This window comes from Neorhizobium sp. T25_27, from assembly GCF_002968565.1.
Classification (GTDB): domain Bacteria; phylum Pseudomonadota; class Alphaproteobacteria; order Rhizobiales; family Rhizobiaceae; genus Neorhizobium; species Neorhizobium tomejilense.
In genome coordinates, this window is sequence record NZ_PVBJ01000020.1 from 1 (window position 1) to 15091 (window position 15091).

The window sequence follows — 15091 nt, forward strand, 5'->3', positions numbered from 1 at the left end:
GCGTGTCGGCGGGGCGGGCGACGACACCTATGTGGTCGACAACGCCGGTGATACTGTCACCGAAAACACTGATGAAGGTACGGATACGATAAGGACCGCACTCGCCAACCACTCGCTGGCGGCGGTCGCCGATGTCGAGAACCTGACCTATACCGGCGTGGCGGCATTCACCGGGATCGGCAATGGCCTCGACAACACGATCCGGGGCGGCGCGGCTGCCGACAATCTAAGCGGCGGCGCGGGCGCCGACACGTTGATGGGCGGAGCAGGTTCCGACACGATGTCGGGCGGGGTGGGCGACGACACCTATGTGGTCGATGTTGCGACCGACATCATCGTCGAGAACCCGAACGAGGGCACGGACACGGTCCAGACGACGCTTGCGAGCTATGTCGTTGGAACGAATGTCGAGAACCTGACCTATACGGGAACGGCGGCGTTTACCGGCAGCGGCAATGGCGCGGTGAACGTGATCACCGGCGGGGCGGGGGCCGATACGCTCGACGGCAAGGCCGGCGCCGATACGCTGATCGGCGGTGGCGGCAATGACACCTATATCGTCGATACCCTGGGCGATGTAGTGGTCGAGGCATCCGGCGGCGGCACCGATGTCATGAAGACCGATCTTGCGAGCTATTCGCTGGCGGCGATCGCCAATGTCGAGAACCTGACCTTCACCGGAAGCGGGGGCTTTACGGGCGCCGGCAACACTCTCGACAACGTCATCACCGGCGGAGCTGGCGACGACACGCTCTCTGGCGATGCGGGCAATGACACACTGAACGGCGGCGCCGGAGCGGATACGCTTTCGGGTGGCACGGGCAACGATATCTACGTCGTCGACAATGCCGGCGATACCGTTACCGAGAACGCCGACGAGGGCACCGACACGGTGCAGACGAACCTCACAAGCTACATGCTTGGGACCGATGTCGAGAACCTCACCAAGACCGGCACGGCAGCCTTTGCCGGCAATGGCAATGCGCTGAACAACGTCATGACCGGCGGAACGGGTGTCGACACGCTGAAGGGCGGGGCGGGCGACGACACCTATGTCATCAGTACCGGCGACATCGTCGTCGAGAATGCCGACGAGGGTATCGACACGCTGCAGACGAACCTGGCCTCCTACACGCTGGGAGCCAATGTCGAGAACCTGACCTCGACGGGCGCGGCAGCCTTTACCGGCACCGGCAATACGCTTGACAACATTATCAAGGGCGGAGCGGCAGCCGACAGACTGACCGGGGCTGCGGGCAACGACACGCTGGATGGCGGGACAGGCGTCGACACGCTGATCGGTGGCACCGGCGACGATACCTACATCGTCGACATCGCCACCGACGTGGTGACGGAATTGGCAAACGAGGGCAGCGATACGGTCCAGACCGGGCTTGCCGCGCTGACGCTTGCCGTCAATGTCGAGAACCTTGCCTACACGGGCAGCGGCAATTTCCTGGGCACCGGCAATGTGCTTGCCAACACGATCACCGGCGGGGCGGGCAACGACACGCTGAACGGCGGGGCCGGCGCCGATACGCTGATCGGCGGCAGCGGCAACGACATCTATATCATCGACAACGCTGCCGACGCCATCGTCGAGAGTGCCGCTGAGGGCACTGACACGATGCAGACGGCACTGGCGAGCTACACGCTTGCCGACAATGTCGAGAACCTGACCTTCACCGGTACGGTGGCCTTTGCCGGGACGGGCAATGCCCTCGACAACACGATCACCGGCGGGGCTGCCGTCGACACGCTGTCGGGTGGCGACGGCGACGACACGCTGGACGGCAAGGCTGGCGCCGATGTCCTGATCGGCGGTACCGGCGACGATACCTACATCGTCGACAATGCCGCCGACGCCGTCACCGAAAACGCCGACGAAGGCACCGATACCGTCAGGACCGCGCTGGCTGCCTATACGATTGCTGGCAATCTTGAGAATCTGACATATACCGGCGCAGCAGCATTTGCCGGAACAGGCAACAGCCTCGCCAATACAATCAGGGGCGCCGTCGGCGCCGATACGCTGGATGGAAAGGCAGGAGCAGACATATTGATCGGCGGTGTCGGAAACGACACCTACATCGTTGATGATGCCGCCGATGTCGTCACGGAGGTGGTCAATGAAGGCACCGATCTGGTCAAGACGGCGCTTTCTGCCTATGCGCTGACCAACGTCGCCAACGTGGAGAACCTGACCTTTACGGGTACCGGCGATTTTTCCGGAACAGGAAATTCATTGGCGAACGTCATTACCGGCGGAACCGGCAACGATACCCTGGATGGTGGCGCGGGCGCCGATACCTTGGTCGGCGGGCTCGGCAACGATACCTACATCGTCGACATGGCGACCGATGTGGTTACGGAGGCAGCCGGAGCCGGCACGGACGAGATCCGGACGTCGCTCGCTACCTATTCGATCGCTGCATTGGCGAATATCGAGAACCTCACCTACACGGGATCTGAAAACTTCACCGGCACGGGCAATGGGCTAGCCAACATGATCACCGGTGGGGTCGGCAATGATACGCTGAACGGCGGGACCGGCGCCGACACGCTGATCGGCGGCAGCGGCGACGACACCTATGTGGTCGACAACGCCGGCGATACCGTCACCGAAAACACTGATGAAGGCATCGATACCGTGCGGGTTTCTCTTGCCAGCTACACATTGGGCACCATCGGTGATGTGGAAAACCTCATCTATACGGGCAAGGCAGCATTCACGGGCATCGGTAACGAGCTCGACAACCTTATCGTCGGCGGTGCGGGCTCCAACACGCTAACGGGTGGCGCAGGCAACGATACTCTCACTGGTGGAGCGGCCGCAGACATCTTCGTGTATCTGCCAGACTGGGGCCACGATACGATCACAAATTTCGTGGCAACCGGTACGGCACATGACACGATCAAGATCGATGACAGCATCTTTGCCGATTGGGCATCGCTTCTCGCCGCATCCAACCAATCTGGCGGCGATACGCTCATTACGGCCGATGCGGACAATACCATCACGCTGCAGAACGTGCTCTTATCAAGCCTTCAGTTGGGGGATTTCCAGTTTACTTGATTTCCGCTCGGACTCTCCGCGGGAAATCCTGCCGGGGAGGAGTGGGGGCGATCTATTGTCCGACAGGGCGTGCCTTGACCAGCGTCCCTGGATGAGGGACAGGTCACCTGTCCGTCCGCCGCGGTGCATTTCGAGCACTGGCGCGAGCACCCCGGTTGCAAAGACTGCATGCAAAGACTGCCGCGACACTGGGTGGGTATGCTAGTCTCACCCAACAAAGCCATTCACGGGAACACAAGGATGCCCGTGCGGCGCCGCCGGCATACCATGCCCCCGTTGCTCACCGGAACTCGCATGGGATAAGGCGCCGGACTACTTAGGATCTTCAGGCCTGAGACGGCGAACTGCAAATGGATCGATAACAATGAGCATTTGGAGGGACAAGGCCGTAGCCGTTTACTATTTGGCAGTTTCGATGGTTGCGTTTCATCCAGTAAGGAGAATTTATCTTGCTGCCACGGATATTGATATTGCTGGTACATTTGCAACCTGCGGCGCGAGCTATCTAACCAGCGGTCTTCTTTGGTTGTCCATGGCTACATTGTCGGTGTTGCTGCATATGGTGATTGGACTGATTTACTACACCAGCAACGATGAGGGTCCATACGGACCGTGGCCAGTTGCCCGGAGCAGAAAGGCTCCACCAAGGAGACGCATCGTCCCATACGTTGCGAACTTCGCGGTCATTGCGAGCATTGGCATCGCTGGAGTAATGACGTTTCCAAAATGCCGAACTCCGAGCAGCCTGTCTCATCCTGCGGTCCAGTCAAACTTGCCAGCTGCTCTTTGATGTCTCGGCGGTTACCCCCTGCGGGAGAGGCCGTGCACGGCACTTCCGCCGCGGCGGGCTGGATCTTTGTCCGGGACGCAACGTCTTCGCCGTTTTCTGGTCATGTGCCAGGCACTCGCCCTGCGTCCAGACGCCGGTCCCCCGGCAATCCCCCCACACACCAGCGACCGTGTCGTCGATCGCCTCCTGGTCGTGAGGTGTTGCGCCTTTGGCTCCGATCAGCGACGTACCGACGATTGCCCTACCCGTGCGGGACAGCTACCCCTTCGAGGCACGACCTGTTGAGGTGAGGTACATCCCGCCGCGCTCACTGTACATGCGACGGTTAAAGCGCGCCTTCTTGGCGGCTGGGAGCCACCAGACCGGCATGCCGGCGAGCGAGATTACGTCATTTGGCGTAACCTGAACGGGGGATGACGTATCTCAGGTTATCTGCGATGTTCCCACCGCCAAGAGACTGTTGAGGGCTCGAACGGGAAAAACGGGCGAGCCCTCTTCTTTTTGAACCTGTTTGTTCTGCGTCAGGTTGGGGGCCTGCACCACGGCGGACCGGCGCAGGCCCTTGCATGGGCAGCTATTCTCCCTTGAAGCTCGGCAAGGCAATCGGCGCCTATGCCGCTGATGAAGTCTTCAATGGTCGACGGCGCTGCTTCGCCGGCCTCGTCGGCGGCGAAGTTCTGGAACAAGTAGTCCAATGCGGCATCCCGCCATGCAATGAAGGCGGTCGCCTCGGCAGCCCTTTGCGGCTCGGTGCTGCCGAGATAGCCAACAACCGTCGATCGGCTGCTGTATCTCGGCTCCTGCGCGAGGCCAGCGGCCACTGACCGCCAACTGTTGGAGTGCTTGCGCCTCTTGGAGGAAGGACAAAGCACCCTATCTGCCCGGATCGGCCTGGGCCGAGTTCAAAGCGTTGGCGAAAAGCTGGAAATCCCGCGAGGTCCAGAAGCTCATCAGTATTTCAAGACCTATCTCGGCTTCTGGAAAACTGCGACCGTTCTTCCTGCCGCCGGGCCAAGCCTGCAGAGGGGTTGCTTTCGGAAGCGCATCGCGCCAAGCCAGGTTGCCACGGCGCCTTCCCGCGCTGTATCGGCCCCGGTGGTGCGCGTTAGCGGAAGGTGCTGGCGGGTATGAGGCGGCTCGGCGGCGAGGGCGACGACGAGCCGAGGGTGGCAGCGGCAGGCCCGAACGCAGGCGAATGACGGCGCCCTATGCCGGCCGTCTCCAGGCGGCACCATGTGCCCGTCACGCCTTGTCGAGCGCGATCGTCAGGTCGGCGATCAGATCGTCGGGGTGCTCGATGCCGATCGACAGGCGGATGGTCGAATCGAGCACCCCGATCCTTAAGCGCACCTCGGCGGGCACGCCGGAATGGGTCATGGTCGCGGGGTGGCTGGCAAGTGATTCCGTGCCCCCGAGGCTCACCGCCAGCTTGAAGATCTGCAGCGCGTTCAAGAACCGGAACGAGGCCGGCTGGCCGCCCCTGATATCGAAGGAAAAGGTCGAGCCGCCGCCCGTGCACTGCGCCGCAAATACTTGTCCGACCGGCGATGCCGGGTCGTGATAGGGCAGGTAGTGGATGTTCTCGACATTCGGATGTCCGCGCAGGAAATCGGCGACGGCGAGCGCGTTGGTATTGGCCTTTTCCATGCGGATCGACAGTGTTTCCAGGCTGCGGCCAAGCATCCAGCAGGAATGCGGGTCGAGCTGCGTGCCGATCGCCCCGCGCAGCGCCTTCACCTGTTTCATCACCGCCTTGGCACCGAGTGCGGCGCCGGCGATCAGGTCCGAATGGCCGCCGACATATTTGGTCAGCGAATAAAGCGAGATATCCGCCCCGTGCTCGATCGGCCGCTGGAAGACCGGGCCGAGCAGCGTGTTGTCGCAGGCGATCACCGGACGATGGCCCTGTTTTTCGCCGATCGCCTCGGCCACCCGGCGGATCATCGCCACGTCCACCAGGCTGTTGGTCGGGTTCGCCGGCGTCTCGATCAGGATCACCGAGACGCGGCCCTTGCCCATCGCTTCTTCGGCCGCCGCCGTCACCGACTGCTCGTTGACTCCGTCCGCAAACCCGACCGCCGCGACACCCATGTTGAGGAAGGTTTTCGCAAGCAGCGTTTCGGTGCCGCCATAAAGCGGCTGCGAATGCAGTACGGCGTCGCCGGGGCGCACGAACGCCATTAGCGTCGTGGCGATCGCTGACATGCCGGAGGAAAACAGTACGCAGCTTTCGGTGCGCTCATAGACCGCCAGCCGGTCCTCGACGATCTCGCTGTTGGGATGGTTGAAGCGCGAATAAACCAGCCCCGCCCCGGTGCCCGCCGGCGGCTCGCGGCGCCCGGAGACGAAGTCGAAGAAGTCGCGGCCCTCCTCGGCGGACTTGAACACGAAGGTGGAGGTGAGGAAGACCGGCGGCTTGACCGCACCCTCGGAAAGCTCCGGATCGTAACCGTAGTTCAGCATCTGCGTTTCGGGATGGAGCTTGTGATTGCCGATATGCGTCTTGGACGGATGCGGGGCGGTCATTGTCGGTCTCCTGGCGTGAAAAAAGCGGATGCCATGACCGGAGATAATATCGGAAAAGCCGCCGCCAAGGGGCGCCACCTGCGAAAGCCGAGTGGCTCAGCGCGCCGCGGGCACAGCCGGAGGTGCGGCTGCCGCCGCCGGCTCTCCCCAGGCCGAGATCGGCTGTCCGCCCCTGGTCGTCACGCGCATGTCGTAGAGTGCAAGCGAGGCCTCGACCTGGCGCATGTCGGCGCAGCGGTTGATGATGCCGCCGACATATTGCACGCAGTCGCTGACATTGCCCTGTACCGCGCCGGTCGCCCAGTCCTTGATGATGCCGTCGGCACCGACCAGGAAATAGGAAAGCCGGTTGGTCTGCGACACGGTCGAGCGGCCGACCAGCCCGCCGAAGCTCGAACCGGTCTCGGTCGTTGCTGCCGGTGCGATATGCCGGTAGATCGTCATCCCGTTCTTCAGCGGCGTCGTGCCGATCATCGGCCCGAACGTCGCCTCGGAGCCGGAAAGCCGCGCCAGGGTCGACTGGTTGACATTGGCCACCTCCGCATAGGGGCGGCCCATCGCATAGCTGGTGAAGGACCGGTTGGCGGCATTTTCCGCCTTTTCCGCTACCTGCGAGCAGCCCGCCAGAGCCAAGCCGAACGCCACCGAAACAACTGCCAGAAAACGCATGAATGCCCCCTGTCCGCAACGTCCGTGCCAAAGACCCGGCCGGTCTCCGGTCTATCGGTGGATGTGCCGGGCGCCCCCGCGCCCCGATGGTTCGTCACTATCAGATTTTGCATGTTTTGAAAGCGCCGCTCCCGGCTCTTGCGTGCCGCCCCGATTGGAATCTCCGGCTTTCGGGGGCAGGTATCGGGACTATGCCCGTTGACCCATGCACTTGCGCAGGGCTATCACTGCTGGCGTCAATAAGGGAGGATGCCCGCGAGTATTTCAGGGCATCATGATCAAAGAATGCCACGCCTTTCCGCCTCCACCGCACTTGCCCCCCATGTCACCGCACCCGGTTTCGACCGGGCTCTTCTGAAGCCCGGCATCCTGCATATCGGGCTTGGCGCATTCCACCGCGCCCATCAGGCGGTCTATACGGATGCCGCGCTGGCCGCGGAGTTCGGGGACTGGGGTATTGTCGGCGTCAGCTTACGCTCGGTCGACATCGTCCATGATCTTGCGGCGCAGGATGGGCTTTATTCTGTGGTTGCCCGCAGCGCCGCAGGCGACAGCGCCCAGGTCGTCGGCTCGGTCACAAAAGGCCTGTCGGGCGTCGAGGACCAGGCGGAAATCCTGGCGCTGATGGCCGACCCGGCAATCCGGATCGTCACCATCACCGTCACCGAAAAGGCCTATGGCATCGACCCGGTATCCGGCGGGCTCGACCGCACCCATCCCTCCGTCAAGGCCGATCTTGACGATCCGACCTCGCCAAAAGGTGTGATCGGTTATCTGGTCGAAGGCCTTTCGCGCCGCCATGCCGCGGGCCTGCCGCCTTTTACCGTGCTTTGCTGCGACAACCTGCCGACCAACGGGCGGATCGTGCGGCGGCTGGTGATCGAACTGGCCGGCGCCCGGGATCCGGCGCTCGCCAACTGGATCGCCGGCCACGGCGCCTTTCCGTCCAGCATGGTCGATCGCATCGTGCCGGCCGCCACCGACGAGACGCGGGAGCTTGCCGAAACGCTGATCGGCGCCGAGGACAGGCTGGCGCTCGGCACGGAACCCTTCATGCAATGGGTGATCGAGGACCATTTCCTGGCCGGCCGGCCGAAATGGGAGGCCGGCGGCGCGCTTTTCGTCGACGATGTCGAGCCTTATGAGAAGATGAAGCTGCGGCTGCTCAACGGTTCCCATTCGCTGGTTGCCTATCTCGGCCAGTTGAAGGACCTCACATTCGTCCGCGACGTGATGGCCGTGCCGGAATACCGGGCGCTGGTGCGCCGCCACATGGCGGAGGCGGTGAAGACACTCGATCCGGTGCCGGGCATCGATCTCGGCGGCTATATGGACCAGCTGATCGAGCGCTTCGAGAACCCGACCATCGCCCACAAGACGCAGCAGATCGCCATGGACGGCACCCAGAAACTGCCGCAGCGCATCTTCGCAGGCGCCGTGGAAGCGCTGGCGAATGGTGGAGATGCGTCGTCTGCGGCTTACGTTGTGGCGCTCTGGATCGCCTATGCGCGCAAGACTGCGGAGATCAACGATCCGCGCGCGGCTGAGCTGAAGGCTGCCGCCGCCAGGATGACGGCGGAGGATCCGTCGGCACCCTTCTTCGCGATTGCGGGCCTGATCCCCCAGGCTCTCACGGAGAACAGCGCATGGCGCGCGCAGGTGAACGCGGAGCTTGAAAAACTGAATGCCGGCTGATGCCGGCATCCTCGTGGGCGTGCTCTTGTATCAGCCCTTGAAGGTGTAGTCGGCGATCGATTGCGGTTTCATCTCGATCGAGAAACCCGGTCGCACCGGTGGCATATAGGCCGCGTTTTCGATGATGCAGGGCTCGACGAAATGCTCATGCAGGTGGTCGACATATTCGATCACCCGGCCTTCCTTGGTGCCCGATACGGCAATGTAGTCGATCATCGACAGATGCTGCACATATTCGCACAGGCCGACGCCGCCGGCATGCGGCCAGACGGGAAGGCCGTATTTCGCCGCGAGCAGTAGCACCGCCAGCACCTCGTTCAGCCCGCCCATGCGGCATGAATCGATCTGCACGATGTCGATCGCGCCTTCGGCGATGAACTGCTTGAACATGATGCGGTTCTGGCACATCTCGCCGGTCGCGACCTTTACGGGACCGATCGCCTCTCGGATTTTGCGGTGGCCGGCAATGTCGTCCGGGCTGGTCGGCTCCTCGATGAAGAAGGGTTTTGCAAAGGCAAGTTTGTTGACCCAGTCGATCGCCTGGCCGACCTCCCAGACCTGGTTGGCATCGATCATCAGGTAACGGTCGGGACCGATCACTTCGCGGGCGATGGTCAGGCGCCTGATATCGTCTTCGAGATCGCGGCCGACCTTCATCTTCACATGGTTGAAGCCTGCATCGACGGCTTGCCTGCACAGCCGGCGCAGCTTCTCTTCTGGATAACCGAGCCAGCCGGCCGACGTCGTGTAGCAGGCATAACCCTCGCGCTTCAGCACCTCGATGCGCTCCGCCTTGCCCACTTCCGCCCGTTTCAGGATCGCCAGCGCATCCTCGCGCGACAGCACGTCGGTCAGGTAGCGATAGTCGACGATATCGGCGATCTCTTCCGCCGACATCTCGGCAACCAGCTGCCAGACCGGCTTGCCCTTCTGCTTGGCGAGCAGATCCCAGAAGGCGTTGACGACGGCGCCGGTGGCGAGGTGGATGGCGCCTTTGTCCGGCCCGATCCAGCGCAGCTGGCTGTCGCTGGTCAGATGCCGCCAGAATTTTCCGGGCGCCTTGGCGAAGGTTTCGAGTTCCTGTCCGACCACCAGATGCCGCATCGCCTTGATCGCCATGCAGCAGATGTCGTTGCCCCGCCCGATCGTGAAGGTCAGGCCGTGTCCGGCAAGATCTCCGCTATCGGTATCGAGGATGACATAGGCCGCCGAATAATCCGGGTCCGGGTTCATCGCGTCGGAGCCGTCGAGGCTCTGCGATGTGGGGAAACGAAGATCGAAGACGCGGAGATCGGTGATGCGGGTCATGGTTCTCTCGTATTGCCTCAGATGGTCCAGCCGCCGTCGATGGCGTAAGCCTGGCCTGATGTATAGGTGGCGCCGGCGAGGTAGAGGGCGAGCTCGGCGATTTCTTCCGGAGTGCCGAGCCGGCCCATCGGCTGGCGGGCGATGAAGGCGGCGCGGGCCTCATCGTAATTGCCCTGGGCCCGCATGCGGTCCTGTAGCGAAGGGCTTTCGACGGTGCCCGGGCAGATGGCGTTGCAACGGATGCCGTCGGTCACATAATCGGCGGCGACGGATTTTGTGAGCCCGATCACGGCGGCCTTGGTGACGCCATAGGCGAAGCGGTTCGGCACGCCCTTGATGCTGGAAGCGACGGAAGACATGTTGATGATCGCGCCGTCCCTTTTCGCAAGCATGCCGGGCAGCACCGCCCGGATGGTGCGGATCATCGCCCGGACGTTGAGGTCGAGGGCGAAATCGAAGTCGCTGTCCTTCATCTCGAGGATCGAGCCCCCGTGAACGAAACCGGCGCAGTTGAAGAGGATGTCGACCGTGCCGATGCGCTCGACACAGGCGACGATGGCCGCGTTATCCAGCACGTCGAGCCTTGCGGTTCTCAGGTTGTCGAGTTTCGGCAGCGCAGCCAGCAAGCCTTCATTGATATCGGTTGCATGGACCATCGCGCCGGCTTCTGCAAAGGCGAGCGCCGCCGCCCGGCCGATGCCCTGGCCTGCGGCGGTCACCAATGCGGTTTTTCCATCAAGTCTGATCGTCATGTCTTATCCTCGAATTGCCGGTTCTCATACCGTTTTGGCGGGCCGTCAGTCTGATTGAGGAGATCCTCAATCCAGATGAAAGACCTCTTCCATCATCGCCCACCACTCGCCTTCTTTGCGGCTGTCGAGCGGCTTCTGGCAAGGGATGGTGAGAGACCACCATTCCTGATTTTTAGGGTCGGCGGCTATTTTTGCCATGTCGGCTTCGAAATCGGTGCCGTGATATTCCCAGGTGCCGAACAGCAGGTTCTCCGGCTCGCGCAGGAAGATCGTATAGTTCCGGATGTTGGCGCGGCTGATGAGGGCGAGCACGTCCGGCCAGACGGCGGCGTGCAGGCGCTTGTATTCCGCGATCATCTGCGGCTCGATGCCGATCACCATGCCCATTCGCTGCATCATCGCCTCCTTCAGACTTCCACCAGCGCCTTGACGACGCCTGCCGCCGGATCAGTCAGTCCTGCAAAACGTTCCGGTACTTCCGACAGCACCATTCTATGGGTGATCAGGGCCGCGGGGATCCTGCCCTCGCGCATGGCCTGCATCACCCGCTCGAAATCCGCGGCCGTCGCATTGCGGCTGCCGAGCAGCGTCGTCTCGCGCTTGTGGAATTCCGGATCGGAAAAGGTGATGTCGCTCGAAACGATCGAGACGAGCACGTAGGTGCCGCCATGGGCGACGAAACCGAACCCGCGTTCGATCGCTTTCGGATTGCCGGTCGCATCGAAGACGGCGTCGAAGAAGTCGCCGCCGGTCAGGCCTGAGAGCTGATCGTGGTCGTCCGGACCAAGTCGAACCGTGGAGGCGAGCCCAAGCTGCTGGCGGGCGAAGTCCAGCCGGTCGCCACGGCTGTCGAGAAGCGTCACCGCTGCGCCCTCAAGCGTCGCGAAGATCGCGACCGCCAGCCCGATCGGACCGGCGCCGGTGACCAGAACGCTCTGTCCCGGCTCGATCCGGGCGCGGGCAACCGCATGGGCGCCGATCGCCAGGAACTCAACCATGGCCGCCTGATCGAGCGAAAGGCCTTCGGCCTTCAGCACGAATTCTTCCGGCAGGCTCAGATATTCGGTCATGCCGCCGTCGCGATGCACGCCGAGGACGCCGAGGTTGCGGCAGCAATTGGTCCGGCCCTTGAGGCACGCATGGCAGTGGCCGCAGGAGATATAGGGCATGATCGAGACGGTATCGCCGACCTCAAGCGCACTGCCGGCCGGTGCTTCCTCGACCGTTCCGGCGAGCTCGTGACCCATGACGCGCGGATAAGAGAGATAGGGCTGGTTGCCGGTGAAGATGTGCAGGTCGGTACCGCAGACGCCGATGCGCCGCAGCTTCACCAACACTTCACCCTCGCCGCGAAGAGGTTTGGGGCGGTCGATGGCGCTGAGTTTGCCTGGTTCGTCGCAGATGATAGTCAGCATACTCTTACGCTCCGAGTCGATAGAAACGCTGGGCATTGCCGCCGAAGACCTCGCCATGAGCGTCGGCGGGCACGATATCGAGGCATTGGTCCAGCCAGGTCTGGTAATCTCCGGCAAGCCTCAGCACCGGCCAATCGCTGCCCCAGATGACCCGTTCTCGGCCGAACAGGTCGAAAATGGTTTCGGCATAAGGCCGAACCGCCTGGGGCTTCTGGTCGCCCGCCTCGGTCAGCAGGCCGGACAGCTTGCAATGAACGTTCGGCAGTTCGGCGAGCACTTTCATGCGCGCATACCAGTCGATGAAACGGCCTTCAGCAATCGGCGGCTTGGCACCGTGGTCGATGACGATCGGCAGATCCGGGTGTCGCCGGGCGAAGGCAAGCAGCGGTTCGAGGTGGCGCGGCAGCACCAGCGCGTCGAAGACCAGATTGTGCTCGCACATAGCTGCCACGGCTGCATCGAGCGCCGGATCGTTGATCCAGAGGTCGTCGGCGATATCCTGCAGCATCGGCCGCAGCCCTTTAAGCTTCGGATGCCGGGCCAGCCGGGCAATGGCTGCCGGCGCGCCGGGCGCCTTCATATCGGTCCAGCCGACCACGCCGAGGATGAAGGGCGTCTTGTCGGCGACATCGAGCATGAAGGCGGTGTCCGCCTCGCTCTCCATGGTCTGCACCAGCACCGTGCCGTCGATGCCGGCGGCATCGAGAAGCGGGCGCATATCGCCGGGCAGGAAGTCCCGGTGAATTGCCTGAAGCTCGGCCGGCGGCCATTGGCCGGTCCGGTCCGCGATCCGCCAGAAATGCTGATGCGCGTCGATCCGCATGGTTCAGCCCCCCTGGCAGGGTAGCGGTGCGCCATCGGCGATCAGCCCGCGGGTTTTCAGGCGGGACCAGAAGGAGGCGGGGATTTGCTCTTCGAACCAGTCGACATTCGCCTTGATCTGTTCGGCGGTGCGTGCGCCGGAGACGACCGTCACCACGGCCGGATGGGCCAGCGGAAACTGCAATGCCGCCGCCTGCAGGCTGACGCCCTCTTCCTCGCAGGCCGCCCGCAACACGTCGACGCGGGCGAGGATATCGGCCGGCGCGTCGGCATAGTTGAATTTGCGGTTGCCGGCGAGCAGGCCGGAATTGAACGGCCCGGCCACCACGATGCCGACGCCTTGGCTGGCGCAGTCGTCCATGAACGAGAGGCTCTGCTGTTCGAGCAGCGTATAACGGCCGGCGAGCATGGCGACGTCGATATCGAAGACCTGCATCGCGTCGCGGATGATCTCCCACTCGTTGACGCCGAGGCCAACCGCCTTGGTAAGTCCTTCCTCACGCAGCTTCTTCAGCGCGCGAAAGCCGCCACCGGCGGTCAGCTGGTACCAGTAGTGCTGATGCCGGTCGCCATGGGTCATGCTGCCGATATCGTGGATGTAGAGAATATCGGGCTTGAGGATGCCGAGCCGCTGCTGGCTTGCCTCGAAGGACCACATGATGCCGTCATAGCTGTAGTCGAAGACCGGCCGGAAGGGCAGCGGCTCGACATATCCGTCTTCCTGCGAGCCGACCGTCTCGTCCGGCTGCATGAGCCGGCCGACCTTGGTGCTGAGCACGAAGTCGCCGCGTGGCAGGTCCGTCAGCATGGTGCCGAGCCGCCGCTCCGAGCGCGTGTATCCGTAGAAGGGCGCCGTATCGTAATAACGGATGCCCGCCTCCCAGGCGGCCCCAAAGGCGCCGGCCGATTCCTCGTAAGAGGTCTTGTGGTAGAGACTGCCCATCTGCGCGCAGCCGAGCCCCATCTGGGTCAATTCGACGGAGGCGTGGGGCAGCTTGCGGCGCTCGGTGACATTCATGGGATCGTCCGAAGTCCTTTGGAATAGGATCACGGACGCGCACCATTCGCGATGCGCGCCCGCTGGGGGTAAGGTTAGTAGAGAACGTTCTTGGCTTCCGGTTTGTCGATATTGTCCTTGGTGACGACGACGACACCGGTATCGACGAACTTTTCGACCTTCTCCTTGTTGATCGACTGGAGCACGGTCTTGACGCCGAGTTCGCCCATCTGGAAGGAGCCCTGCACCGCGATGGCGGAAAGCGTTCCGTCTTTCACGAATTCCTGCAGGTCCTGGTTTCCGTCAAACCCGATCGCGACCACCTTGCCGGCCTTGCCGGACTGTTTCAGCGCGCGGCCCATGCCGATCGCCGTCGGCTCGTTGGCGCCGAAAATGCCCTTGAGGTCGGAATTGGCGGCAAGCACGTCGGTCGTCTGGTTGAGCGCGGTCGCCATCTGGGACTGCGAGTAGAACGGTCCGACGATGGTCAGCTTCGAGTTCGCCTTGATATAGTCGGTAAAGCCACCGACACGGCCGATTTCCGAGCCGGCACCCGCGACGTAGGACATCACGGCGATCTTGCCTTCCTTGCCCACCTTGTCGATCAGCGCCTTGGCGGCAAGCTCGCCGGCCTTCTTGTTGTCGGTGGCGAGGAACGACTGGTAATACTGCTCGGATCCCTTGGCGAGCAGCGAGTCGACGATGATGACCGGAATGCGGGCTTCCCAGGCCTTCTTGACGGCCGGAACCAGTGCGTCCGGATCGGACGGCGCCAGCACGATGCCGGAAACCTTGCGGTTGACGGCGTTCTCGACCATGTTGACCTGGTCGGCGATCGCGGATTCCGCAGCCGGTCCCTGGAAGGTCATGGTGTTGCTGCCCCCGCCGGCCTTCATGGCGGCATCGGCACCCTTCTGGACATTCTGCCAGAAGGTGGAATTGACGGTCTTCACGATCACGGCGATTTCGCCAGCCTGAGCCGAGAACGCAGTCAGTGCGATCACGGATGTCAGCAGTGCGGCAGCAAGCTTTTTCATGTCT

General features: G+C 62.8%; 12 protein-coding genes. 3 read left to right on the forward strand and 9 right to left on the reverse strand.

Annotation, left to right across the window (positions count from 1 at the left end):
* Positions 1-3076 (forward strand): beta strand repeat-containing protein (locus tag C5J24_RS30545; protein ID WP_371674859.1); only part of this gene is annotated, 3076 nt, incomplete at its 5' end.
* A 1374-nt stretch (positions 3077-4450) separates the two neighbouring features.
* Positions 4451-4690: a hypothetical protein gene (locus tag C5J24_RS30550; RefSeq protein ID WP_172724190.1), complete on the forward strand. Its 240-nt coding sequence runs from the start codon at positions 4451-4453 to the stop codon at positions 4688-4690.
* Between the two features lie 418 nt (positions 4691-5108).
* On the opposite strand, the gene C5J24_RS30555 is transcribed toward C5J24_RS30550, so the two are convergent.
* A complete protein-coding gene (locus tag C5J24_RS30555; RefSeq protein WP_105401648.1) occupies positions 5109-6392 on the reverse strand; it encodes a cystathionine gamma-synthase family protein in 1284 nt (427 codons plus the stop codon).
* A 96-nt stretch (positions 6393-6488) separates the two neighbouring features.
* Positions 6489-7061 carry a hypothetical protein gene (locus C5J24_RS30560; protein WP_105401647.1) on the reverse strand — a complete coding sequence of 191 codons (573 nt, stop codon included), beginning with the start codon at positions 7059-7061 and terminating at the stop codon, positions 6489-6491.
* Positions 7062-7346: 285 nt separating this feature from the next.
* On the opposite strand from C5J24_RS30560, the gene C5J24_RS30565 reads away from it, so the two are divergent.
* Entirely contained in the window at positions 7347-8756 is a 1410-nt protein-coding gene (locus tag C5J24_RS30565; protein ID WP_105423428.1) for a mannitol dehydrogenase family protein, read from the forward strand.
* 30 nt (positions 8757-8786) lie between these two features.
* Here C5J24_RS30565 and C5J24_RS30570 read toward each other — a convergent pair whose 3' ends face one another.
* The 7 genes from C5J24_RS30570 to C5J24_RS30600 form a co-directional block, all read right to left on the reverse strand.
* Positions 8787-10064: an L-fuconate dehydratase gene (locus tag C5J24_RS30570; protein WP_105401645.1), complete on the reverse strand. Its 1278-nt coding sequence runs from the start codon at positions 10062-10064 to the stop codon at positions 8787-8789.
* A 17-nt stretch (positions 10065-10081) separates the two neighbouring features.
* Positions 10082-10816 carry an SDR family oxidoreductase gene (locus C5J24_RS30575; protein ID WP_105423430.1) on the reverse strand — a complete coding sequence of 245 codons (735 nt, stop codon included), beginning with the start codon at positions 10814-10816 and terminating at the stop codon, positions 10082-10084.
* Between the two features lie 66 nt (positions 10817-10882).
* Positions 10883-11212: an L-rhamnose mutarotase gene (locus C5J24_RS30580; RefSeq protein ID WP_105401867.1), complete on the reverse strand. Its 330-nt coding sequence runs from the start codon at positions 11210-11212 to the stop codon at positions 10883-10885.
* Between the two features lie 11 nt (positions 11213-11223).
* Positions 11224-12231 (reverse strand): zinc-binding alcohol dehydrogenase family protein, encoded by a 1008-nt coding sequence (locus tag C5J24_RS30585; protein WP_105401643.1) that lies wholly within the window; start codon positions 12229-12231, stop codon positions 11224-11226.
* 4 nt (positions 12232-12235) lie between these two features.
* Positions 12236-13054, reverse strand: a complete 819-nt coding sequence (locus tag C5J24_RS30590) for an amidohydrolase (protein ID WP_105401642.1) — start codon at positions 13052-13054, stop codon at positions 12236-12238.
* 3 nt (positions 13055-13057) lie between these two features.
* The gene (locus C5J24_RS30595; protein ID WP_105423432.1) at positions 13058-14071 is read right to left on the reverse strand and encodes an aldo/keto reductase; all 1014 of its coding nucleotides are present in this window, start codon (positions 14069-14071) and stop codon (positions 13058-13060) included.
* A gap of 74 nt (positions 14072-14145) precedes the next feature.
* Positions 14146-15087, reverse strand: a complete 942-nt coding sequence (locus C5J24_RS30600; RefSeq protein ID WP_046607376.1) for an ABC transporter substrate-binding protein — start codon at positions 15085-15087, stop codon at positions 14146-14148.
* Between the last annotated feature and the right edge of the window lie 4 nt (positions 15088-15091).

Bases quoted from the DNA above. Each gene is read 5' to 3' on its own strand.
- C5J24_RS30555 (WP_105401648.1), bottom strand. From the start codon at position 6,392: ATGACCGCCCCGCATCCGTCCAAGACGCATATCGGCAATCACAAGCTC.
- C5J24_RS30600 (WP_046607376.1), bottom strand. From the start codon at position 15,087: ATGAAAAAGCTTGCTGCCGCACTGCTGACATCCGTGATCGCACTGACT.
- C5J24_RS30590 (WP_105401642.1), bottom strand. From the start codon at position 13,054: ATGCGGATCGACGCGCATCAGCATTTCTGGCGGATCGCGGACCGGACC.
- C5J24_RS30570 (WP_105401645.1), bottom strand. From the start codon at position 10,064: ATGACCCGCATCACCGATCTCCGCGTCTTCGATCTTCGTTTCCCCACA.
- C5J24_RS30565 (WP_105423428.1), top strand. From the start codon at position 7,347: ATGCCACGCCTTTCCGCCTCCACCGCACTTGCCCCCCATGTCACCGCA.
- C5J24_RS30595 (WP_105423432.1), bottom strand. From the start codon at position 14,071: ATGAATGTCACCGAGCGCCGCAAGCTGCCCCACGCCTCCGTCGAATTG.
- C5J24_RS30580 (WP_105401867.1), bottom strand. From the start codon at position 11,212: ATGCAGCGAATGGGCATGGTGATCGGCATCGAGCCGCAGATGATCGCG.
- C5J24_RS30575 (WP_105423430.1), bottom strand. From the start codon at position 10,816: ATGACGATCAGACTTGATGGAAAAACCGCATTGGTGACCGCCGCAGGC.
- C5J24_RS30560 (WP_105401647.1), bottom strand. From the start codon at position 7,061: ATGCGTTTTCTGGCAGTTGTTTCGGTGGCGTTCGGCTTGGCTCTGGCG.
- C5J24_RS30585 (WP_105401643.1), bottom strand. From the start codon at position 12,231: ATGCTGACTATCATCTGCGACGAACCAGGCAAACTCAGCGCCATCGAC.